This window comes from Glycomyces algeriensis (assembly GCF_027622855.1).
Classification (GTDB): domain Bacteria; phylum Actinomycetota; class Actinomycetes; order Mycobacteriales; family Micromonosporaceae; genus Glycomyces; species Glycomyces algeriensis.
The window spans coordinates 399,343-420,000 of sequence record NZ_JAPZVR010000003.1; the positions used below are offsets into that span (position 1 = coordinate 399,343).

22 protein-coding genes and 1 riboswitch are annotated in these 20,658 nt (G+C 71.2%); of the genes, 7 read left to right on the forward strand and 15 right to left on the reverse strand.

The genetic code is table 11. The annotated features are described in order from the left end of the window. Both O2L52_RS08070 and O2L52_RS08075 read left to right on the forward strand, forming a co-directional pair. On the forward strand, nucleotides 1–507 hold the full coding sequence (locus O2L52_RS08070; RefSeq protein ID WP_270114854.1) for a PH domain-containing protein: 507 nt from the start codon (nucleotides 1–3) through the stop codon (nucleotides 505–507). Next, nucleotides 504–1,949 (forward strand): PH domain-containing protein, encoded by a 1,446-nt coding sequence (locus tag O2L52_RS08075; RefSeq protein WP_270114855.1) that lies wholly within the window; start codon nucleotides 504–506, stop codon nucleotides 1,947–1,949. The genes O2L52_RS08070 and O2L52_RS08075 overlap by 4 nt, the downstream gene beginning before the upstream one ends. Nucleotides 1,950–2,046: 97 nt before the next feature. Here O2L52_RS08075 and hisG read toward each other — a convergent pair whose 3' ends face one another. Together hisG and O2L52_RS08085 are read right to left on the reverse strand one after the other, a co-directional pair. Further along, nucleotides 2,047–2,892: an ATP phosphoribosyltransferase gene (gene hisG, locus O2L52_RS08080; protein ID WP_270114856.1), complete on the reverse strand. Its 846-nt coding sequence runs from the start codon at nucleotides 2,890–2,892 to the stop codon at nucleotides 2,047–2,049. A 24-nt stretch (nucleotides 2,893–2,916) separates the two neighbouring features. Next, nucleotides 2,917–3,180, reverse strand: a complete 264-nt coding sequence (locus O2L52_RS08085; protein WP_270109719.1) for a phosphoribosyl-ATP diphosphatase — start codon at nucleotides 3,178–3,180, stop codon at nucleotides 2,917–2,919. Nucleotides 3,181–3,507: 327 nt separating this feature from the next. Between O2L52_RS08085 and O2L52_RS08090 the strand changes: the two genes are divergently transcribed. Next, entirely contained in the window at nucleotides 3,508–4,212 is a 705-nt protein-coding gene (locus O2L52_RS08090; RefSeq protein WP_270114857.1) for a GH12 family glycosyl hydrolase domain-containing protein, read from the forward strand. Between the two features lie 49 nt (nucleotides 4,213–4,261). On the opposite strand, the gene O2L52_RS08095 is transcribed toward O2L52_RS08090, so the two are convergent. Together O2L52_RS08095 and O2L52_RS08100 are read right to left on the reverse strand one after the other, a co-directional pair. After that, the gene (locus O2L52_RS08095; RefSeq protein WP_270114858.1) at nucleotides 4,262–5,935 is read right to left on the reverse strand and encodes a glycoside hydrolase family 2 protein; all 1,674 of its coding nucleotides are present in this window, start codon (nucleotides 5,933–5,935) and stop codon (nucleotides 4,262–4,264) included. Between the two features lie 78 nt (nucleotides 5,936–6,013). Beyond that, nucleotides 6,014–6,766 carry a TetR/AcrR family transcriptional regulator gene (locus tag O2L52_RS08100; RefSeq protein WP_270114859.1) on the reverse strand — a complete coding sequence of 251 codons (753 nt, stop codon included), beginning with the start codon at nucleotides 6,764–6,766 and terminating at the stop codon, nucleotides 6,014–6,016. Between the two features lie 108 nt (nucleotides 6,767–6,874). Between O2L52_RS08100 and O2L52_RS08105 the strand changes: the two genes are divergently transcribed. Beyond that, nucleotides 6,875–7,798 (forward strand): NmrA family NAD(P)-binding protein, encoded by a 924-nt coding sequence (locus tag O2L52_RS08105; protein ID WP_270114860.1) that lies wholly within the window; start codon nucleotides 6,875–6,877, stop codon nucleotides 7,796–7,798. Between the two features lie 33 nt (nucleotides 7,799–7,831). On the opposite strand, the gene O2L52_RS08110 is transcribed toward O2L52_RS08105, so the two are convergent. After that, entirely contained in the window at nucleotides 7,832–8,269 is a 438-nt protein-coding gene (locus O2L52_RS08110) for an SgcJ/EcaC family oxidoreductase (RefSeq protein ID WP_270114861.1), read from the reverse strand. A 92-nt stretch (nucleotides 8,270–8,361) separates the two neighbouring features. Between O2L52_RS08110 and O2L52_RS08115 the strand changes: the two genes are divergently transcribed. Then, the gene (locus O2L52_RS08115; protein ID WP_270114862.1) at nucleotides 8,362–8,817 is read left to right on the forward strand and encodes a MarR family winged helix-turn-helix transcriptional regulator; all 456 of its coding nucleotides are present in this window, start codon (nucleotides 8,362–8,364) and stop codon (nucleotides 8,815–8,817) included. Nucleotides 8,818–8,895: 78 nt separating this feature from the next. Continuing rightward, a complete protein-coding gene (locus O2L52_RS08120; protein WP_270114863.1) occupies nucleotides 8,896–10,350 on the forward strand; it encodes a glycosyltransferase family 39 protein in 1,455 nt (484 codons plus the stop codon). Between the two features lie 4 nt (nucleotides 10,351–10,354). Here the strand turns inward: O2L52_RS08120 and O2L52_RS08125 are convergent, their stop codons facing one another. Then, a complete protein-coding gene (locus tag O2L52_RS08125) occupies nucleotides 10,355–10,795 on the reverse strand; it encodes a VOC family protein (protein WP_344473119.1) in 441 nt (146 codons plus the stop codon). 92 nt (nucleotides 10,796–10,887) lie between these two features. On the opposite strand from O2L52_RS08125, the gene O2L52_RS08130 reads away from it, so the two are divergent. Further along, nucleotides 10,888–11,472 (forward strand): TetR/AcrR family transcriptional regulator, encoded by a 585-nt coding sequence (locus O2L52_RS08130; protein WP_270114865.1) that lies wholly within the window; start codon nucleotides 10,888–10,890, stop codon nucleotides 11,470–11,472. A gap of 61 nt (nucleotides 11,473–11,533) precedes the next feature. Here O2L52_RS08130 and ribH read toward each other — a convergent pair whose 3' ends face one another. From ribH to def, 9 genes are all read right to left on the reverse strand, one after another. After that, nucleotides 11,534–12,004, reverse strand: a complete 471-nt coding sequence (gene ribH, locus O2L52_RS08135; RefSeq protein ID WP_270114866.1) for a 6,7-dimethyl-8-ribityllumazine synthase — start codon at nucleotides 12,002–12,004, stop codon at nucleotides 11,534–11,536. A gap of 1 nt (nucleotide 12,005) precedes the next feature. Then, nucleotides 12,006–13,253, reverse strand: coding sequence for a bifunctional 3,4-dihydroxy-2-butanone-4-phosphate synthase/GTP cyclohydrolase II (locus O2L52_RS08140; RefSeq protein ID WP_270114867.1), 1,248 nt, complete (start codon nucleotides 13,251–13,253; stop codon nucleotides 12,006–12,008). Then, nucleotides 13,253–13,840 (reverse strand): riboflavin synthase, encoded by a 588-nt coding sequence (locus O2L52_RS08145; protein ID WP_270114868.1) that lies wholly within the window; start codon nucleotides 13,838–13,840, stop codon nucleotides 13,253–13,255. The genes O2L52_RS08140 and O2L52_RS08145 overlap by 1 nt, the downstream gene beginning before the upstream one ends. A gap of 91 nt (nucleotides 13,841–13,931) precedes the next feature. Beyond that, nucleotides 13,932–14,073: riboswitch (FMN riboswitch) on the reverse strand. A gap of 80 nt (nucleotides 14,074–14,153) precedes the next feature. Then, nucleotides 14,154–15,143 carry a GGDEF domain-containing response regulator gene (locus O2L52_RS08150; protein WP_270114869.1) on the reverse strand — a complete coding sequence of 330 codons (990 nt, stop codon included), beginning with the start codon at nucleotides 15,141–15,143 and terminating at the stop codon, nucleotides 14,154–14,156. Between the two features lie 52 nt (nucleotides 15,144–15,195). Beyond that, a complete protein-coding gene (rpe, locus tag O2L52_RS08155; protein WP_270114870.1) occupies nucleotides 15,196–15,891 on the reverse strand; it encodes a ribulose-phosphate 3-epimerase in 696 nt (231 codons plus the stop codon). Between the two features lie 258 nt (nucleotides 15,892–16,149). Beyond that, the gene (locus O2L52_RS08160) at nucleotides 16,150–17,514 is read right to left on the reverse strand and encodes a glycoside hydrolase family 6 protein (RefSeq protein ID WP_270114871.1); all 1,365 of its coding nucleotides are present in this window, start codon (nucleotides 17,512–17,514) and stop codon (nucleotides 16,150–16,152) included. Nucleotides 17,515–17,685: 171 nt separating this feature from the next. Then, nucleotides 17,686–19,101 (reverse strand): RsmB/NOP family class I SAM-dependent RNA methyltransferase, encoded by a 1,416-nt coding sequence (locus O2L52_RS08165; RefSeq protein WP_373897024.1) that lies wholly within the window; start codon nucleotides 19,099–19,101, stop codon nucleotides 17,686–17,688. After that, nucleotides 19,059–19,982, reverse strand: coding sequence for a methionyl-tRNA formyltransferase (gene fmt, locus O2L52_RS08170; RefSeq protein ID WP_270114873.1), 924 nt, complete (start codon nucleotides 19,980–19,982; stop codon nucleotides 19,059–19,061). Before fmt ends, O2L52_RS08165 begins: the two co-directional genes overlap by 43 nt. After that, on the reverse strand, nucleotides 19,979–20,530 hold the full coding sequence (def, locus tag O2L52_RS08175) for a peptide deformylase (protein WP_344473122.1): 552 nt from the start codon (nucleotides 20,528–20,530) through the stop codon (nucleotides 19,979–19,981). Before def ends, fmt begins: the two co-directional genes overlap by 4 nt. Nucleotides 20,531–20,658: the final 128 nt, after the last annotated feature.

Consider the following 20,658-nt stretch of genomic DNA (forward strand, 5'->3'; position numbering starts at 1 on the left):
ATGAACGCGAGAGCGGTCCCCGTGTGGGACCTGTGGCCCGACGGGATCGAATGGCAGCCCATGTCGCCGCAGCTGCGCACGGTGTGGGTCCTGCGGAGCCTGCTCAACGTCCTCATCCTGGCCGTGATCGCCGCGGTCCCGCTCACCATCTGGCTCGGCTGGGAGGGCCCGCTGTGGGCCCTCGGCGGGTACGTCGTGCTCGCCGGCCTCCGCTCGCTGGCCGTCGCGCGCACCGTGAAGACCTGGGGCTACGCCGAACGCGAGCAGGACCTGCTGGTGCGGCACGGACTGCTCACGCGCCGCCTGAGCATCGTCCCCTACGGCCGCATCCAGCTCATCGACCTCTCGGCCGGGCCAGTCGAGCGGATGTTCGGCCTCACCACGGTGCAGGTGCGCACCGCGGCGCTGGCCTCGACCACCGAAGTGCCGGGCCTCGACCCGCTGGTGGCCGCCGCGCTGCGCGACCGGCTCGCCGTCCGCGCCGCCGAGGTCCGGGAGGGCCTGTGAGCGCTGAGGCCGGGCCGGTCCACGGCGACGAGCCCGCTCCCCCGCTGGCGCCCGAGCCGTACGGCCCCATGCCGCACGCCCCGAGCGCACCGCCCGAGGGCATGCAGCGCCAGCGCCTGCACCCGCTCACACCGCTCCTGGAGAGCGTGCGGTTCCTCACCGCGGTCGCGGCCGCGGTGGGCATCCAGATGTTCACGTCGCGGAACTTCCTCTTCGCCATCTACGCGGCGCTGGCGGCCGCGGTCGTGGGCGGCATCGCGAGCCTGATCGCGCTGCAGTACCGGGGCTTCGTGATCTGGGGCCGGGAGCTGCACATCTACGGCGGCGTGTTCACGCGCAGCCACCGCACGGTGCCGCTCGACCGCCTCCAGTCGGTGGACCTCGTGCGGCCGTTGCAGGCACGGGTGTTCGGCTTGGCGCAGTTGAACATCGAGGTCGCCGGCGGCGACGGGACCGACGCGAAGCTCGCGTACCTCAAGCACGACCGGGCGGTCGAGCTACGCGCCGAGCTGCTGTCGATCGCGGGCAGGCCCGGGGCGCAGCCGCGGACCGAGACGGCAGAGGACTCCACTGAGGACGTTCCTGCCGGACCGGAACCGCTCGTGCCCACGGTGACCGTGCGCAAGCTCGCCTTGGCGTCGCTGCTCGAGGCGCTGCCGGTGCAGCTGACGGCGCTGCTGCTCTTCGGGACCGCGTTCGCGGTGACCGGCTCGATCTTCGGGTTCACGAAGGTCGCGACGGCGCTGTGGTTCGGCTTCTTCGCCCCCGCGCTCTTCGGCTACCTCCAGAGCACGGTCTCGACGGTGAACCGGTTCCTGCGCAACTGCCGGTTCCGGATCACCCGCGACGGCGGGAACCTGCTCATTGAGCGGGGCCTGACGGACACGAGCCACGAGACGGTGCCCGTGGACCGGGTCACGGCCGTGTGCTTCGACGAGCCGATCCTCTGGCGCCGCAAGAACTGGCGGCGCGTCGAGGTCTGGACGGCCGCGGTGTCGCAGCAGATCAGCGTCCTCAAGTCGACGACGGCGCTGCCGGTCGGCGGCCCCGCGGAGGTCGCCAAAGTGGCCGCCGAAGCCCTGCCGGAACTCCCGGCGACCTTCGCGGTGCAACGCCCGCCGCGCCGCGCGCGCTGGCGGATGCCCTTGCGCTGGAAGCGGACCGGCGCGCTGCTCGACGAGAAGGCGTTCGTCGTGCGGCATGGCTGGTGGGTGAACACATATGTGGCGCTGCCGTATGCGCGGATCCAGTCGGTGCAGGTCGTGCAGGGGCGGATCCAGCGGCTCCAGGGGCTCGCGACGGTCCACGCGATGTCCGCCGGAAGCGTCGGGCACACCGCGAAGGCGGCGCACCGCGACGTCGAAGAGGCCGTCGCGATGGCCGCCGAACTGCGGAGGCGGGCCGACGCGGCCGCGGCGCTGGAGGCACCGCGGCTCAGCTGAGCAGGCGTGCGAGCCGGAGCCGACAGGCGCCGGCCCCATGCTTCAAACCGACAGGCGCCTGCCCTCTGCCTAGCGCCGGCAGGCGCCAGTACCTTGCCTAGAGCCGGCAGGCGTCGATGTTCGAGGCCAGGATGCCGCGGGCGCCGATCTCGTAGAGGGCGTCCATGACCCGGTGGAGGTCGGCGCGCTCGGTCATCGACTGGACCGCGACCCAGCCTTCCCGATGCAGCGGCGAGACCGTGGGCGATTCGATGCCGGGCGTCAGCTCGACGGCGGCTTCGAGGAGCTCGGCGCGCACGTCGTAGGCGAGCATGACGTACGAGCGGGCCACGAGCACGCCGCGCAGGCGGCGCAGGAGCTGCTCGACGGCCGGGGCCTGGCCGTTGCCGGCCTTGCGGACCAGGACCGCCTCGGACTGCATGATCGGATCGCCGAAGACGGCGAGCCCGGCCTGCTTGAGGGTGGTGCCGGTCTCGACCACGTCGGCGATCGCGTCGGCGACGCCGAGGGCGATGGCGTTCTCGACCGCGCCGGCGAGCTTGACGATCCCGGCCTGCACCCCGTGCTTCTCGAGGTCGCTCTTGACCACGCCCGGGAAGGAGGTCGCGATGCGCTTGCCGTCGAGGCCCTTCACGGTGTCGACGGTGCCCGGGCGGGCGGCGTAGCGGAACGTGGAGCGGCCGAAGCCGAGCGCGAGCACCTCTTCGACCTGCTCGCCGGAGTTGACGGCGAGGTCCTGGCCGGTGATGCCGAGGTCGAGGTCGCCGGAGGCGACGTAGGTGGCGATGTCGCTGGGGCGCAGGTAGAAGAACTCGACGCCGTTGACGGTGTCGAGGGACTGGAGGTCGCGGCTGGAGCCGCGCTGGCGGTAGCCCGCCTCGGTGAGCATGTCGGTGGCGCCCTGGGAGAGCGAACCCTTGTTGGGCACGGCGATGCGGAGCATGCGGATGGGCCTTTCGGAAGCTGTTTAGAGGTACCGGTACACGTCGTCGAGGCTGATGCCGCGGGCGACCATCATCACCTGGAGGTGGTAGAGGAGCTGGGAGATCTCCTCGGCCGCGGCCTCGTCCGACTCGTATTCGGCGGCCATCCAGACCTCGGCCGCCTCTTCGACGATCTTCTTGCCGATGGCATGGACGCCGGCGTCGAGTTGGGCGACGGTGCCCGATCCCTCGGGACGGGTGGCGGCTTTGTCGGCGAGTTCGGCGTAGAGCTGCTCGAAGGTCTTCACGGGCGGAATTCTACGTGGCGGGCCTGGCAGGGGCGACCGCGAACCGCCCGGGCGCACCACTGGCCGGGACGGTGAGACTCAGGTCGCACCCCCGGAACGGCCCCCGGCGCCCGTTCGGCGTGCGCGACGACGGCTCCGCGGCGGGGCTCCGCCGCTGCTCGCGGCTCGCGCGCGCTACGGCCCGCCTCCAGCGGATTTGAGTGGTCCTGCGCGGGTATGGACTTTAATTGGGTCGCATGATCTAATTAACGTATCGACATTCATCGAATGCTTCTTTCGAAGGATCGTCGCCGAGATTCCCGTCCCGCTCAGAAAGGCGTGCCCTTCATGCGTCGCAGATCGATTCTCACCGCCGCCCTCGCCGCTCCCCTCGCCACGGCGGGCGCCGTCGGCGCCCTCCAGTCCCCGGCCCAGGCCGCGACCTGGTCCTCCTCCGACCGTTGGGGGACCTGGCAGAGCGGCTCCTACACGCTCTACAACAACGTCTGGGGCGGCGGCTACGGCCCGCAGTCGATCTGGGCCAACTCCCCCAGCAACTGGGGCGTGTGGGCGAACCACCCGAACACGGGCGGCATCAAGTCCTACCCGAACGTCTCCCGCACGCTGGGCCGCCAGGTCTCCAGTATGGGGAACGTCTCCAGCTCCTTCAACGTCACCAACCCCACGGGCTCGGGCCTGGCGTACAACACCACCTACGACGTGTGGGGCAACGGCCACGCCCACGAGATCATGATCTGGACCCAGTGGACCAGCAACGTCGGCCCGATCGGCTCGTACGTCACCAACGTCAACCTCGGCGGCCGCAACTGGAACTACTACCAGGGCCACAACGGCGGCAACCCGGTCTACAGCTTCATGGCGACGAGCCAGTTCACGAGCGGCACGGTGCAGATCACGCCGATCTGCCAGTGGCTGGTGAACCAGGGCCGGATGCCGAACGTGCGGATCGACCAGGTCCAGTTCGGCTGGGAGATCACCTCTGCGAACGGCGGCAAGAACTTCAACGTCAACAGCTACTCGACGCAGTTCTAGCCGGGACTGCCACCGCCGGGCCCGGACGCGGGCCCGGCGGTTCGGCGTCTCAGCCCTTGCGCCGGAAGCGCTCGCGCACGGCGCGGAAGGCCTGCTTGGGCCGGCGGTACTCGTCGACGATGCCCTTGTCGTTGACGCCGCGCGGGCGGGTCAGGGCCATGCGGCGCAGTTCGGTGGTCTTGAAGTCCCCCAGCACCCAGATGGCGAGCCCGGAGATCCGGTCCTGCCCGTCCATGATGTGGTCCACCACGGTGGTCAGGAGCTCGGCCTGGTAGTCCTCGGTCCACAGTGAACCGTGCGAGTCGTTCCAGCCGGGCACGGCCCCGGCGCCGATCTCGGAGATGATGAGCGGCTTGTCGGCGAACCCGAGTGCGTCCACGCGGGCGCTGATGCGGTCGATCTCGGCCGGGACGCCGGGCACGTCGCCGAAGTACCAGCCGGGGTAGGTGTTCGCGCTGACGACGTCGACCAGGTCGAAGCACTTGTCGTCGTGGGCGTTGATGGCCGCGTAGGTGACCGGGCGGTGCGGGTCGAGCTCGCGCAGGCGCCCCAGCAGCGTCGCGTAGACCGGGTGCCCCTCCTCCGACCAGCTCGGGCACTCGTTGAGGATGCCCCACAGGATGATCGACGGGTGGTTCTGCGAGGCGGCGACCATCTCGCCGATGTGCGCGAGCTGCGCTTCGACGAACGCGGGCTCGGTGAGGTGCTCGACCGGGTACTGCCAGCCGATCGACTCGCACCACACCATGATGCCGGCCTCGTCGCACAGGTCGAGGAACAGCGGGTCGAGCGGGTAGTGGCTGCCGCGCACGAAGTTCGCGCCGAGGTCCTGGAGCTGCTGCACGTCGTTGACGAGCAGCGCTTCGGGCTGGGCGTGGCCGAACTGCGGGTGGGCCTCGTGGCGGTTGACGCCGAGGAGCCGCACCGGTTCGCCGTTGACGGTGATGCGGCCGTTCGCGGTCGCGACCTCGCGCAGGCCGAAGCGCTCGCTCATGTCGTCAACGCCGAGGGTGACGGTGAGGGTCGAGAGGCGCGGGGCCTCGGGCGACCATGCTGCGAGCCAAGGGATCTCGAGGGTGCGGGTGATCGAGCCGGAGGCGTCGAGGTCGACCGGTTCGGAGACGACGACGCGGCCGTCGCACTCGATGCCGAGTGCGGCCGAACCGGGCGCCGCGCCGGTGTAGTCGATGCGGACCTGGACGCGGCGCTCGGCGACGGAGAGGGTGTCGATCTTCAGGCCGTCGATGTGGAGCGGCTCGAGGCGGTGGAGTTCGACGCTGCGGGAGATGCCACCGTAGGCGTACCAGTCGAAGTGCTCCATGTGGAGCGGCGAGCGCTCGTCGAAGCGGTTGTCCGCGAGCACCACGATTTCGGCGTCGCCGCCGGCGCTCTCGGTCTCGGCGAAGAAGCGGGTGAAGCCGCCGGCGTGCTCGCGGATGAGCTCGCCGTCCCAGTAGACGCGGCACCAGTGCTGGACGCCGTCGAAGACGAGGCGCTGGAGCCCCGCCGAGGTGCGGACCTTGGTGCGGTAGGCGGCGAGGCCGCGCCGCCCCGCGTACTTCGGGGTGGCGTCGTAGCAGCCGGGGACGGCCATGACGTCGCTGAAGTCGATGCCGGTGGGGTCGACCTGGTCGGTGTCGGCTTCGCCGAGGAACGCGAAGTCCCAGGTGCCATCGAGGGAGGTGACCGGTCGGATCAGGTGCTGGGGGAATCGGCGGGCCAAGGCGGCCTCCTCTGGGTGGGCGCGGCAGGTGCGGGACCGATCCTAGGCGACCGGTTGCCAGAGGGGAAGGCCGTGTGACTACGCAGTCTTGCGCTGCTCCCGGAACGCCTTCTGGCGGCAGGCCGCCGAGCAGTACTTCGCGGGACGGCCGGTCGCGGCCTCCGGGAGGGGGTCGCCGCAGACCGGGCAGTTTCGTTTCGTTTCGTTACGGAACTCGGGATGCATTGATGTTTCGTTACGCGTCTCGGCGTTTCGTTGCGTCCGGAGGCCGTCCCAGAAGACCGCCGTGAGGCGACCGGCGCGCTCGGGGTTGTCGGCCATGGCGGTGCAGCCCGAGAGCAGCGCCCGCACGTCCTGGGAGTCGATGTCCCGCCGTACGACCCCGGCCTGCTGTGCCCGCCCGAGCAGGAGCGACAGCGGGTTGTCGATGACGCACCGACCCTCGCTCTTGGAGGGCTCCATCCAGTCCCCGCGCGCGGCCAGCGCCTCGCAGATCGCGCGGTTCGCGAGGGCCTGCTCGGTGATGAACCGCAGGTAGGCGAAGAAGGCCGCTTCGGGGTCGTCCATGGCGAGGGCCTGCTCGCCGAACTCGCCCATGTGGCCGAGCCGCTGGTCCAGCACCGTGGCGAGGAGGGCGTCCTTGGTCGGGAAGTGGCGGTAGACGGTGCCGGCGCCGACCCCTGCGGCGGTGGCGATCTCGGTGAGGGAGACCGCGGCGCCGCGTTCGGCGAAGAGGCGGTCGGCGGTCTCGAGGACGTTCTGGCGGTTGCGCTGGGCGTCGGCGCGTTCGGCCCGCTGGGCCGCGGGCCTTTCCTGTGCTTGTCGGACCATGGGTCCCCCTCTCGCGGACTCGCTTAAACGGGTGTAGTGTTCCGTTTCATCAACCGGGTTGCCGCTCCCGATACTAGTCCGCGGAGCCCGTTACGGAAAGGAACACCCATGCCTGCTGCAGAGAAGACCCACGACAAGGCCATCCTCGTCACTGGCGCCACGGGCCGCCAAGGTGGGGCCGTGGCCGCCCGCCTGCTGGCCGACGGCTGGCACGTGCGGGCCCTCACCCGCAACCCCGAGAGCCCGAAGGCCAAGGCGCTCAAGGAGGCCGGGGCGGAAGTCGTCGCCGGCGACCTCGACGACCGGGCCTCCCTGGACGCGGCGGCCGCGGGCGCCTTCGGCGTCTTCAGCGTCCACGCCGGGGCCTACGAGGGCGGGCCGTACGGCGACGACCTCGGGCACGAGGAGCGCAGCGCCGCGAAACTCGGCGCGGCGGCGAAGGCCGCCGGGGTCGTGCACCTCGTCCACTCCTCGTCGGTCGGCGTCGGCGGACCGCTGGAGCCGCACATGGACATGCTCCAGCGCAAGGCCGAGGCCGAGCGCGCGATCGGGGCGAGCGGCGTGCCGCACACGATCCTGCGCCCGACCTCGTTCATGGAGAACACGTTCGACTCCTTCCGCGAGCTCCAGGACGGCGTGCTCGTCTCGATGCTCGACGCCGACACGTTCGAACCGCACATCGCGGCCGACGACATCGCCGCGTTCGCCGCGATCGCGTTCGCCGACCCCGAAGCGCACGCCGGGAAGGTGTACGAGCTGGCCGGCGACGACCTCACGCAGACCGAGAAGGCCGCGCTCATCGGCCGCGTCGTGGGGCGCGAGGTGCCCTACGTCGGCATCACGGCCGAGCAGGTCTCCGATGACAGCCCTTCGACCGCGAAGATGCTGGGCATCCTCAACCGGCACCGCATCCCCGTCGACATCGAGGCGCTGCGGCGGATCCACCCGGCCCTGCTCACCCTCGAGCAGTGGATGACCGGCATCGGCAAGCCGCTGGTCGACGCGTACTTCGCGCGGATCGACGCCAAGTGAGCCGCCGGGTCAGGTGACGCGGGCGGCCGGGGTTCAACGCACGGCGGGGGCGGTCTCGGGCGCGAAGGCGAACGAGATCTTCTCCATGAGGGCCTTGCGCTTGGTGTTCTGAAAGGCGGCGATGCGCCACTGCCCGTCGGCCTCGCGCACGACCGTGTAGGTCTGGACCTTGGTGAGCTTCGCGGGGCGCGAGCCGTGCTTGCCGACGTCGCCGCGGCTGGTGACGACCGCCGTTTCCGGGCTCAGGAAGCGGATGCCGAGGATCTCGTCGGCGAGCACGCTGCCCTGGAGGAACTTGTCGAACAGGGCCTGGTGGGCGCGGGCGATCTCCTCGCGGCCGGTGTAGCAGGTGCCGACGAAGGTGACGTAGGTGGCGTCGGCGGTGAAGTGCGAGCCGTAGGCCTCACCGTCCCCGGAGGCCCAGGCGGCGACTGTGGCGTCGATGAGTGCGGTGATCTGCTCGGTGCTCACGGGCGTTCCCTCTGGTAGTTTGATGCTGCATCTGCTGCGCTGATTCATTATCTGCGTTGATGCAGATATCAGCTTAAGGAAGGGAATCTGTCATGTCAAGGCCGGACCTCGCGAAGCTCGGTGCGGTCTACGCGCCGTACCTGAACGCGATCGTGCTCCACGGCCTGGCCACGGCGCAGGCCGTCGGCCTCGGTCCGACCGACCTGTACGCCGTCGGCACGCTCGCCTTCAACGGCCGCATGACTTCCGGCGAACTCGCCGCCAAGACCGGGCTGACCACCGGGGCCACCACGCGGCTCATCGACCGGCTGGAGGAGCACGGCCTCGTCCGCCGCGTGACCGACCCGGCCGACCGCCGCCGCGTCCTCGTGGAGGCCGTGGAGGACAACGACATCGAGCTCGACGCCGCGCTGGCGCCGGCCCGCGAGCAGCTCGGCGCGGTCTTCGCCGACTGCTCCCCCGCCGAGATCGCCGTGCTCACCGAGCACTTCGAACGCGCCACCCCCGCCTTCCACGAGGCGATCGAGACGATCCGGGACACCCGCTGACCTTGCACGGCGGGGGGCCGTGCGGGATGCTCTGTGGACAGGAGCGATCCCCCTCGACCCCTCGAAAGGCCCCTGCCGATGCGCCCACTCTTCCGCGTGCACCCGGTCCTGGCGAGCGCGGCGCTCGCCGCGGTCCTCGCGATCCTCAACGGCCGCTACGACTACCACCGCGACGAGCTGTACTTCCGGATGCTCGAGCCCGCATGGGGGTATGTCGACCAGCCGCCGCTCACCCCGCTGCTGGGGCAGGCCTCGATCGCGCTGCTGGGCGATTCGCTGTGGGCGTTCCGGTTCCCTTCGATCCTGTGCATGGTCGGGCTGCTGTGGATCGCCGCGCTGCTGACGCGCGAGTTCGGCGGCGGCAGGGCCGCGCAGGCGCTCTGCGTGTGGGGCCTGGCGTTCGCCGGGGTCGCGCTGGCCTTCGGACACCAGCTCTCGACGAACTCGGTCGACCTGGTGGTGTGGACGGCCGCGCTCCTGTTCACCGTGAAGGCCCTGCTGCGGGACGAGCCGAGGTGGTGGCTCGCGGTCGGGGCCGTCGCCGGTGTCGGCCTGTACAACAAGCACCTGATCGTGCTGCTGCTGTTGAGCATCGGCTTGGCGCTGCTCGCGGTCGGGCCGCGCAAGGCGCTCGCCTCGAAATGGCTGTGGGCCGGCGCGGCCCTGGCGCTGGTGATCGGCTCGCCGAACCTGGTCTACCAGGCGCTGCACGACTGGCCGCAGTTCGAGATGGCCGCGGCGATCAACGAGACCGACGGGACCGAGAACCGGATCCTGCTGCTGCCCTTCCAACTGCTGCTGATCGGGCTGTTCCTAGTGCCGGTCTGGATCACCGGCATCGTCGCGCTGCTGCGCAGGCCCGACTGGCGGCCGGTCCGGGCGCTGGCGGTCGCCTATCCGATCCTGCTCGTGATCACGCTGGTGAGCGGCGGGCAGTTCTACTACTCGATGGGGCTGGTCATCGCCCTGTACGCGGCCGGATGCATCCCCGTCGCGGCCTGGGCGGCCACGCGCCGCCGCCGCGGGCTCCTCGTCGCCGGTGTGGCGCTCAACAGCGCGATCTCCGCGCTCGTCGCGCTGCCGCTGCTCCCGGTGGCCGACGTGGGCGGCACCCCGATCTCGGCGATGAACAGCTCAGTCCCTGACGGCGTCGGCTGGCAGGCGTACACGGACCAGGTCGCGGCCGTGGTCGCCGCCCTGCCCGCCGAGGACGCCGCGAACGCGGCCGTCCTGACCGCGAACTACGGCGAGGCCGGCGCGCTCGAGCGGTACGGCGAGGGCCTGCCGCCGATCGTCAGCGGCCACAACCAGCTCCACGAGTACGGCCCGCCCCCGGCGGCGACCCGCACCGTGGTCACCGTGGGCGTGGACCTCGCCGCGGTGAGCCGCTTCTTCGACTCGTGCGAGCGAGCAGCCGAACTCGACAACGGCCTGGGGATCGACAACGAGGAGCAGGGCGAGGTGATCGGAGTCTGCCGCGGCCCGGTCATGGCATGGGACGAGCTCTGGCCGCAGTTCCAGCACTACAGCTGAGCGGCTACTCCCCCGGCTCGTGGCCGGGCGCGTACTGCTCGGCGAACTCGCCCTCGGCGGGGACCACGGTGATGACGTCGACCATGACGCCGTCAGGGGCCTCGACGATGAAGTGGCGCTGGCCGAACGCCTCGGTGCGCAGCGGCAGGAGCTCCCGCAGGCCGGCCTCGCCGACCAGTCGCGCGTGCTCGGCGTCCACGTCGTCGACCTCGAAGTTGAGGATCAGGCCGCCCTTGAGCGGCGTCCGGTGCCCTTCGGGGACCGTCGGGTGGGCGGCGTCGAGCAGCGCCAGTTCATATTGCGGGGCGTCGGGCCGGTGCAGGCTGACGTACCAGTCGGCGGTGAAGGTGGCCGCGAAGCCGAAGTGGCGCACGTAGAAGTCGTGCGCGGCGGCGACGTCGGCAGTGGCGATCACCGGGTAGAAGCTGCTGAGTCGGGTGCCCATGGCGGTCTCCTGGAGGGTCGGTTTCACATACCTCGGGTATGTGAAATGAATGTTAACATACCCCGGGTATGTGAATTCGGATCGGAGCGGGCATGGCGGGAACGCGGATCGAGCAGCGGGAGGCGACGCGCCGGGCGCTGCTGGAGGAAGGGCGGCGCCGCTTCGCCGCTGACGGGTACCACGAGGTCGTGCTCGCCGACGTCGCGCAGGCCATCGGGTCCACCAAGGGAGCGGCCTACCACCACTTCGGCAGCAAGCTCGGGCTCTTCCGGGCCGTGGTCGCCGAGGTGCAGGCGGAGCTGGGCGAGCGCGTCGCCCGCGAGGCCGACCGCGTCGAGGACCCCTGGGAGCAGCTGCGCGCCGGATGCCGGGCGTTCCTGGCCGCCGGCGCCGACCCGGCCGTGCGCCGCATCCTGCTGGTGGACGCGCCGACCGTGCTCGGGTGGGACGAGTGGCGGTCGATGGACGAGGACGCCTCGGCCCGGCACCTCGCCGAGGCGCTCGAAGGCCTCATCGCAACGGGGACCATCGCACCGCAGCCGGTCGAGCCGCTCGCGCGGCTGCTCTCGGGCGCGATGAACGAGGCGGCGCTGTGGCTCGCGCGCTCGAAGGACCCGGACGCGCTCGCGGCCACCGAGCGGGCCCTGGACCGGCTGCTCGACGGCCTGCGGGCCTGAATACCGTTGGGACACGAGCAGACAGGCCCGGACCTCGTGGTCCGGGCCTGTCTGCTTCGTTCTAGTCGAGCGAGCGGATCGCCAGCGCGGCGCCGAGGGCGGCGACGACCGCCTCGTAGCCCTTGTCCTCAGTGGAGTCGGGGTAGCCGGCGCGGGCGAGGGCCTGCTCCTGGTTGTCGACGGTGAGCACGCCGTGGGCGACGGGGGTCGACTCGTCGAGCGCGACCCGGGTCAGCCCTTCGGTGACGGACTTGCACACGTAGTCGAAGTGGGCGGTGCCGCCGCGGATGACGGTGCCGAGGGCGACCACGGCGTCGTACTTGCGGGCGAGCGCCTGCGCGGCGATCGGCAGCTCGACGGCGCCGGCCACGTGCAGGACCTTGACGTCGGCGACCTTCGCGTCGGCGGCGGCCTCGAGGGCCCGCTTGAGCAGCTGGCCGACGATCTCGGTATTCCAGTCCGTGGCGACGATGCCGAGGGTGAGCCCGGCGGCGTCGGGGACGTTGACGGCGGGTGCTCCGTGTCCGGCCATGTTATGCGGCCTCTTTCCCTGCGAGGACGGGCGCGGGGAGGTCGGCCAGCAGGTGGCCCATGCGGTCGCGCTTGGTCGTCAGGTACGCCAGGTTGTCGGGCGTGGCGTAGGTCGGCAGGGCGACCCGGTCGAGGACCTCGAGGCCGTGGCCTTCGATCCCGGCGCGCTTCTCCGGGTTGTTGGTCAGCAGGCGCATCGACTTGATGCCGAGGTCGTCGAGGATCTGCGCGCCGATGGCCCAGTCGCGGGCGTCGGCGGGCAGGCCCAGCTCGAGGTTCGCGTCCACGGTGTCGCGGCCCTGGTCCTGCAGCTGGTAGGCCTGGAGCTTGTGGACCAGGCCGATGCCGCGGCCCTCGTGGCCTCGCATGTAGAGCACGACGCCGCGGCCCTCGGCCTCGACGGCGCGCAGCGCGGCCTGCAGCTGGGGGCCGCAGTCGCAGCGCAGCGAGCCGAAGGCGTCGCCGGTGAGGCATTCGGAGTGGACGCGCACGAGCACGTCCCGGCCGTCGCCGATGTCGCCCTTGACGAGTGCGACGTGCTCGTTGCCGTCGAAGACGGCGCGGTAGCCGATCGCGGTGAACTGGCCGGACTCGAGCGGGAGGCGGGCCTCGGCGAGTCGCTTGACGTGCACCTCGTTGCGCTGGCGCCATTCGACGAGCTGGGCGACGGTGATGAGTGCGAGGCCGTGTTCGTCGGCGAACTCGCGGAGCTCGGGCAGTCGCATCATGGTGCCGTCGTCGTTCATCATCTCGCTGAGGACGCCGACGGGTTCTTTGCCCGCGAGTCGGGCCAGGTCCACGGCGGCCTCGGTGTGGCCGGTGCGGACGAGCACGCCGCCTTCCTTGGCGCGCAGCGGGACCACGTGGCCGGGGCGGCTCAGGTCGCCTGCGACCGTGCCCGGGTCGGCGAGCACGCCGATGGTGTGGGCGCGGTCGGCGGCGGAGATGCCGGTGGCGATGCCGCGGCGGGCGTCGACGGTGACCGTGTAGGCGGTGCCTCGCGGGTCCTGGTTCTCGGCCGCCTGCGGCGGCAGCTGGAGGAGGTCGGCACGGTCGGGGAGCATCGGCACGCACAGGTAGCCGCCGGTGTGGCGGATGGTGAAGGCGACGAGCTCGGGGGTCGCGTCCTGGGCGGCGAAGATGATGTCGCCCTCGTTCTCGCGGCCTTCGTCGTCGGCGACGATGACGGCCCGTCCGGCGGCGATCGCGGCGATCGCGGCTTCGACGGTGTCCATGCGGATGTCGTTCATCAGATGCTCCCTGCGGAGAGGAGGAGTTTCTCGACGTGCTTTGCCACGACGTCGGTCTCGATGTGGACGGGGTCGCCGACCTGCTTGCGGCCCAAGGTGGTCGCTTCGAGCGTGGTGGGGATGAGGCCGACGGTGAACTCGTCGCCGTCGATGGCCGCCACGGTGAGCGAGGTGCCGTCGATGGTGATGGAGCCCTTCTCGACCACGTACTTGGCGAGGCCTTCGGGGAGGCGGAAGGTGACTTCCTCCCATTCGGCGGCGGGAGTGCGCGCGGTGATCTCGGCGACGCCGTCGACGTGGCCCTGCACGAGGTGCCCGCCGAGGCGGGTGGTGAGGGTGGCGGCGCGTTCGAGGTTCACCTTGTCGCCCGGTTCGAGCTTCCCGATGACCGAGCGGCGGTACGTCTCCTCCATGACGTCGGCGGTGAACACATCGCCTTCGACGCTCACGACGGTGAGGCAGACCCCGTTGACGCTGATGGAGTCGCCGAGGGCGGCGTCAGAGCTGACGACGGGCCCGCGGACGGCCAGGAACGCTTCACTGGCCTTGACGACTTCGCCGAGTTCTTCGACGATTCCGGTGAACACGGTTGGAACTCCCTACCTGCTGCGAACTACCTTCGGGTACGCAGGCGGGGGCAGGAGAAAAGCTCGCAGGGGCCACCAGTGGCCACCTCCGTTGCGTCTGCTCCCATCCGGACTTTAACCGTCGGTCCTGGATTCTCACCAGGTCAACCGTCCGCTGGTTGCGGACGGGTCGCGGACTTGCGGCTTTCGCCGCTCACCGCCGGCTCGGAATTGCACCGACCCCGCTGACGCGCGTTTGCTACAAGGAATTGTGCCACGGGGATATTCCGCCGCGGTCCCCACTGTGACGCACCCTACTGATCGCCGGGCGTGCTCAGCGCTCGTTCGTCCAGAAGACGGGGCGGCGGTTGGTGCGCCCCGGAGCACGGCCCTCGGGGAACGCCACGTAGTTCCCGGGGTGGGATTTGGCGACGCTCTTGAGGGTGGTGGCCTCGGCGACGGCCTCGTAGGCGTCGGCGAAGCGGCGCACCGTGGAGAGGGCGACGCCGGTGGAGAGCGTGGGCAGGCGCGAGCGGGTGAGGCGCCGGGAGGTGCGGTCGGCGTGCTCGATGTAGCCGCGCTCGACGTCGCGGGGTTCGCAGAGCTGGCGGACGCGGCGCGCGAAGTGGTCGTTGAGGAAGCCGGTGACGGCCTCGGCGTGCTCGGGCAGGCACAGGATCGTGAAGTCGTCGCCGCCCACGTGGCCGAGGAAGACCGGGGCGGCCCCGGCGTCCCCGGCGGCGGCGTAGACGCACTCGGCGAGGGCCCGGATGAACTCGTCGCCGCGCACGAACCCGTACACGTCGTTCACCGCTTTGAACTGGTCGATGTCGATGTAGCACAAGGCGAACGGGTCCCCGCGCTTGATCCAGGACTGGAGCTCGCGCAGGATCCGGTCGTTGCCGGGCATGCCGGTGAGCGGGGAGGACTCGCGGACCTCGCGGTGGCGGCGGATCGCGGAGTCGATGCGGGCGGAGACCTCGGCGGGGTCGAAGGGCTTGGCGATGAAGTCGTCGGCCCCGGCCTTGAGGCCGGCGATCTTGTCGGCCGAGGAGGGCCCGGCGCCGAGGAGGATGAGCGGCAGGCTGGCGGTGGCCGGGTCGGCGCGGAGCTGGCGGGTGAGGGCGAGGCCGTCGATGAACGGCAGGTCGGCCTCGAGCAGGACGATGCCGGGCCGGCGCAGCGCGATCCCGGCGAGGGCCTGGTAGCCGTCGCGGGCGAGCGCGGTGTCGAACCCGTCGGCCCTCAGCCGGGCGGCGAGGAACTCGGCGATCTCGGCGTCGTTGTCGGCGATGAGGACCAGTTCGGTGGGGGTATTAGCCACAGCGTTTACTCGCTGTCGGGCGGGGGTGGGGGACGGGCGGGCGCATGGCGCGTCATCCCGATGATCGCGCCGCGTCGGCGCGGGCGCGCAGGCGCCGGGCCGCATCGGCGGGGTCGGCCGCGCCGTAGACCGCGGTGCCGGCGACGAACGCGTCGGCCCCGGCCTCCGCGGCGGCGGCGATGGTGTCGTCGGCGATGCCGCCGTCGACTTCGATGCGCAGCTCCAGGTGGCCGGAGTCGGCGTGGGCGCGGGCGGTGCGGACCTTCGCGAGCAGCTCGGGCATGAACTTCTGGCCGCCGAAGCCGGCCTTGATGGTCATGATGAGGAGCGTGTCGAAGGCCGGGAGGATCTCGAGGTAGTCCTCCACCGGCGTGTCGCGGTCGATCGCGAGCCCGGCCTTGGAGCCCGCGGCGCGCAGGTCCTTCGCGAGCCTGACGGGGTCGTCGGCGGCTTCAGCGTGGAAGGTGACGTTGTAGGCGCCGAGCTCGGCGTAGCCGGGGGCCCAGCGCTTCGGGTCCTCGATCATGAGGTGGCAGTCCAGCGGGATGTCCGTGGCGGCCTTGAGGGACTTCACGATCGGCGGGCCGAGCGTGAGGTTGGGGACGAAGTGGTTGTCCATGACGTCGACATGGAGCCAGTCGACGCTCCCCTCGACCGCGTCGGCCGCCTCGGCGAGGCGGGCGAAGTCCGCCGCCAGGAGGCTCGGGGCGATGACGGTGTCGGCCTGCGCCGTTCGGAACTGTGCCACAGGGACAGTGTAGGTCGCAGAGCCGCGGCGCGGGTCGGACACGGGCCCGGTCTGTGAGTCAGGGCGGAGCTGCGCCCGAGACCATTCGTTGCTCGCCATGCCGATTGACGGCTCGCAAGCTTCGCCGAGACTGCGAAAGGGCCTCCGAATACCGGTGTCGTATTCGGAGGCCCGACAGCGCAGCGAGCGGGCGAATGGGCCGGGAGCAGCCCGTTCTGGCTCACCGACCGCGTCCTAGGTGTCGGTTGTGATGTCAGGTCAGCAGGGGACGTCCATATCGGCCGGCGAGCCGGAGGCGACGAAGCCGAACAGCTCCTTCGTCTGGCCCGCCGCGACGGAGCCGTTCCAGCCCACGTCCTTGGCGGTCACCGTCTTCCCGGAGGTCGTGAGCTGCGTGTTCCAGCTGCTCGTGACCGCTTGGGTGCCGGGCCACGTCCACGAGATCGTCCAGCCGTTGACGGCCTGGTCCGCGGTCATGGAGACCTTGCCCTGCCAGCCGCCGTTCCAGGTGCTGACGGCGTCGATGTGGATGGTGCAGTCGGTCTCGCCGGGCCCGCCGGTGGTGGGGTCGTCGCTGGTCGGGTCGTCGGTCGGGGAGGTCACCGGGTCGGTCGGCTCGACCTGCCCGGGCCAGCCGCTGCCGGCGTTGTTGGCGAGCTGGTAGGCCAGGTCGGGGATGAACTGGCCGGCCGAGCCGGCGCAGCCGTCGGCCTCGCCGGGGAGCTTGACCCACAGGTACGCGTCGATGCCGGTGACGCCGGTGGACGTGGTCGGGAACTTGCCGACCGCGCGGCCCGCGGGGTCGCACCAGTCGTTCGGGTTGGGCGGGTTCAGCGGCCCGTTGCCGTTGCGGCTGGTGTCGATGACGACGCCCTTGCTCGTGCCGACGATGTTGCGGACCTGCTGCGCGTAGGCGGTGGTCTCGTCGGTGGTGCGGTAGTTGGAGACGTTGAGGGAGAAGCCGTCGGCGTACTGGAGACCGGCGGCCTGGAGGCGGCTGGCGGCCGCGGACGCGGTGAGCCAGGCCGAGTTGCCGGCGTCGAGGTAGACCTTGGCCGCCGGGTCGGCGGCGTTGAGCTTCTGCGCCGCGTAGGAGAGCGAGGCGTTGATCTGGGCCCGCTCAGTGGAGCTGTGGCAGTCGTGCGCGATCACGTCGGGCTCGATCACGATGTATGCGGGCCCGTCGATCTCGCCGGCGATGGCGTCGATCCAGCCGCGGTAGGCGTCGTGGTTCGGGGCGCCGCCGCCGGAGTGGCCGCCGCAGTCGCGGTTGGGGATGCCGTAGACGACCATGATCGGGGCCGCCCCGGAAGCGGCGGCGCCGTCGACCACGGCCGCGACCTGGGCCGCGATGCCGCCGGTGGGCTGGTACTGGGTGAACCAGTTGCCCGCCGGGGTCTCGGCGATCCGGTCGCGGATCATGCTCGTGCGCCAGTCGTTGGGGTTCTGGTTCACCCAGCGGGCCGCCCCCGTGTTCGGGTTCGTCCATAGTGCTTGGGCCTGCGCCGAGACGTCCTCCTGTGCGCCCGCGTTGGGGCTGAGGAGGAAGCCCGCGCTGAGCGCGGTGGCGACCGCGGTCGCCATTCCCGCGACGATCGCCGCGAGGCGCTTTCGTCGGTTCATCAGGTGCTCCTTGGGTCAGTTGTGCCGGTAACCCGGGGATATATTCACCCCTGTCTATGAATGGTAGCGCTTCCAAAATGTGGGGCTTTCGGTGCCCCGCCCGAAAAAACAGGGCCCCTTCCTGCGACCGGTTCGCACCGTGACGCGGGAAGGGGCCCTGCAGCTGGAGTGTTATCGGTTGCCGGTCTTGCGCAGCAGCGCGAGGAACATGGCGTCCGTGCCGTGGCGGTGCGGCCACAACTGCACGAACTCGCCGCGCTCGGCACCGGGCACGCGCTTGAGGAGCCACTCGGGACGGACGAGCTCCGCTCCCCCGTCCTTGAGCACCGACTCGACCACCGCTTCGGTCTCGGCGATCACCGGCGAGCAGGTCACGTACGCGACGATGCCGCCCGGCCGCGCCAGCCGCAGGCCCGAGACGAGCAGCTCGCGCTGCAGCGGCACCAGGTCGTCGATGTCGCTGCGCTGCTTGCGCCACCGCGCCTCCGGGCGGCGGCGCAGCGCGCCGAGCCCCGAGCACGGGGCGTCGACGAGCACCCGGTCGGCGGAACCCGCCTTGCCGAAGGTGCGGCCGTCGCCGGTGTGGACGGTGACGGGCAGGCCGCGCGAGGCCTTGGAGACGAGTTCGGCGCGGTGCGACTGGATCTCGACCGCGTCGATCGCCGCGCCCCGTTGGGCTGCAACCGCTCCGAGCAGGCCGGTCTTGCCGCCGGGCCCGGCGCACAGGTCGATCCACCGCTTGTCCGAGCCCTCCAGCGAGGCTTCGGCGAGCTGCAGGGCGACCAGTTGGCTGCCCTCGTCCTGGACGTGGGCGAGGCCGGTGGCCACGGCCGGGAGGCGACCGGGGTCGCCGCTCGGCATGTAGACCGCGTACGGCGACCACTGGCCGTGCCCGCCGCCGCGCGACTCGCGCGACAGGTCGCCCTTGGTGATGCGGCCGGGCTTGGCGCACAGGTGCACCGGGGGGGCCACGTTGTCCGCCGCCAGCGCGGCCGGCAGCTCCTCGGGGCCGAGCACCGACTCGAACTCGCTCGAGATCCACTGCGGGTGCGCGTAGCGCAGGGAGAGGTCGTGGAGGCGGTCGCCGGTGGCGAGCTCCTCGGTCCACTGCTCGAGGTCCTTCGCGGCGACCTTGCGCAGCACGGCGTTCGCGAGTCCGGAGACGCGCGGGGAGACGGCCGCCTTGACGAGGCTGACGGTGGTGGCGACGGCCGCGTGGGCGGGGATGCGCATGTACAGGAGCTGGTAGGCGCCCAGGCAGAGGGCGTCGACGAGGTCCTGCTGGAGCTGGCGGATCTCGCGGCCGGAGGCGGCGGCGAGGATCGCTTCGAGGGTGCCGAGGCTGCGGAGCGTGCCGTAGGTGAGCTCGGTGGCGAGGGCGGCGTCGCGGCCGGAGTTGTCGGTCTCGGCGAGCATCCGCGGCAGCACGAGGTTGGCGTAGGCGTTGTCGGCGGTGACGGCGTTGATCGCGTCGAACGCGACGCGGCGCGGGTTCACCTTCGGACGGTCGTTCTCGGGCGCTCGTTTGCGGTTTCGCTTGTCGCTCATGTGAACACCGGGCTCTCGGTCTGGAGGCCGCGGCCCCATGCGGCGGCGTCCATGGGTTTCTTCCCGGCGGGCTGGACCTGGTCGAGGAGGACCGGGTCGGTGGCGGTGCCGACATGGACGTGGTGCTTGGCGAGGCTGATCGCGCCGGGGGCGAGGCGCGGGCCTTCGGGGTCGGGGCGGACGGGGCCGAGGCGCAGCCGCTGGCCTTCGAACTCGGTCCAGGCCCCGGGGGCGGGGGTGACGGCGCGGATGCGGCGGTCGACGGCGAAGGCCGGGTCGGTCCAGCGGACGCGGGCGTCGTCGACGGCGATCTTGGGGGCGTAGGAGACGCCGTCGTCGGGCTGCGGTTCGCCGGTGATGATGCCGGCCTCGAGGGCGTCGACGACGTCGACGGTGAGGCGGGCGCCGGCGACGGCGAGGCGGTCGAGGAGGTCGCCTGAGGTGTCGGTGGCGGCGATGGGCTCGGTGAGGCGGCCGTAGACGGGTCCGGTGTCGAGGCCTTCCTCGAGCTGGAAGACGCAGGCGCCGGTCATCTCGTCGCCGTTGAGGACGGCGTGCTGCACGGGGGCGGCGCCGCGCCATGCGGGCAGGAGCGAGAAGTGCAGGTTGATCCAGCCCAGGCGCGGGATCGCGAGGGCGGCGGGCGGCACGAGGGCGCCGTAGGCGACGACGGGCACGATGTCGGCGTCGAGTTCGCGCAGGCGCGCGAGGAACTCGGGTTCGCGCGGTTTGGCGGGGGTGAGCACTTCGACGCCGTGCTCGTCGGCCCAGGCGGCGACGGGCGAGCGGGAGACCTTGCGGCCGCGGCCGACGCGCGCGTCAGGGCGGGTCAGGACCGCCGCCACTTCGTGGTCGGACGCGTGGAGGGCCTCGAGGGTCGGCAGTGCGACCTCCGGGGTCCCGGCGAAGACGATCCTCATCGCTTGAAGAACACACCCTTGGAGTCGTGGGGGGTGACTTTCACTTTGACGTCTTCGTTGTACCAGTCCTGGGACTGGATCTCCGCCATTGCGGCCTTGCGGCGGTCGGAGTCGAGGCGGTCGATGAAGATGATGCCGTCGAGGTGGTCGGTCTCGTGTTGGAGGCAGCGGGCCATGAGGCCGGTGCCGACGATCTGGAGGGGGTCGCCGTACTCGTTGAAGCCCTTGGCGACGACGTTCTGGCGGCGGACCGTGTCGAAGTAGAGGCCGGGGAGGGAGAGGCAGCCTTCGGGGCCGTCCTGCTCCTCTTCGTCGGGGAACTCGAGCACGGGGTTGACGATGTGGCCGATGACGTCGTCGACGTCGAAGGAGAACACGCGCTTGCTGACGCCGAGCTGCGGCGCGGCGAGCCCGGCGCCGCCTTCGTCGCGCATGGTGTCGAGCAGGTCCTTCACGAGGCCCCGCAGTTCCTTGTCGAAGGTGTCGACGTCCTCGGCGGCGGTGCGCAGGACCGGGTCGCCGAAGATGCGGATGGGCTGGATCGACAATGTGCTGACCTTCCGATGCGTGTACTGGCCGTCTACCAGTGTCCCACCCGCCGGACGCGCTGCGTGAGGGGTCGGCGCCCGGTGTGGTGCGGATCCGGGCCGCCGCGCCGGGCCCGCGGCCGCGCCCG

Excerpts from the sequence above, each read along its gene's own strand:
- O2L52_RS08070 (WP_270114854.1), top strand. The coding sequence starts at position 1 with ATGAACGCGAGAGCGGTCCCCGTGTGGGACCTGTGGCCCGACGGGATC.
- hisG (WP_270114856.1), bottom strand. The coding sequence starts at position 2,892 with ATGCTCCGCATCGCCGTGCCCAACAAGGGTTCGCTCTCCCAGGGCGCC.
- O2L52_RS08090 (WP_270114857.1), top strand. The coding sequence starts at position 3,508 with ATGCGTCGCAGATCGATTCTCACCGCCGCCCTCGCCGCTCCCCTCGCC.
- O2L52_RS08100 (WP_270114859.1), bottom strand. The coding sequence starts at position 6,766 with ATGGTCCGACAAGCACAGGAAAGGCCCGCGGCCCAGCGGGCCGAACGC.
- O2L52_RS08105 (WP_270114860.1), top strand. The coding sequence starts at position 6,875 with ATGCCTGCTGCAGAGAAGACCCACGACAAGGCCATCCTCGTCACTGGC.
- O2L52_RS08115 (WP_270114862.1), top strand. The coding sequence starts at position 8,362 with ATGTCAAGGCCGGACCTCGCGAAGCTCGGTGCGGTCTACGCGCCGTAC.
- O2L52_RS08120 (WP_270114863.1), top strand. The coding sequence starts at position 8,896 with ATGCGCCCACTCTTCCGCGTGCACCCGGTCCTGGCGAGCGCGGCGCTC.
- O2L52_RS08125 (WP_344473119.1), bottom strand. The coding sequence starts at position 10,795 with ATGGGCACCCGACTCAGCAGCTTCTACCCGGTGATCGCCACTGCCGAC.
- O2L52_RS08130 (WP_270114865.1), top strand. The coding sequence starts at position 10,888 with ATGGCGGGAACGCGGATCGAGCAGCGGGAGGCGACGCGCCGGGCGCTG.
- ribH (WP_270114866.1), bottom strand. The coding sequence starts at position 12,004 with ATGGCCGGACACGGAGCACCCGCCGTCAACGTCCCCGACGCCGCCGGG.
- O2L52_RS08140 (WP_270114867.1), bottom strand. The coding sequence starts at position 13,253 with ATGAACGACATCCGCATGGACACCGTCGAAGCCGCGATCGCCGCGATC.
- O2L52_RS08160 (WP_270114871.1), bottom strand. The coding sequence starts at position 17,514 with ATGAACCGACGAAAGCGCCTCGCGGCGATCGTCGCGGGAATGGCGACC.
- O2L52_RS08165 (WP_373897024.1), bottom strand. The coding sequence starts at position 19,101 with ATGGGGCCGCGGCCTCCAGACCGAGAGCCCGGTGTTCACATGAGCGAC.
- fmt (WP_270114873.1), bottom strand. The coding sequence starts at position 19,982 with ATGAGGATCGTCTTCGCCGGGACCCCGGAGGTCGCACTGCCGACCCTC.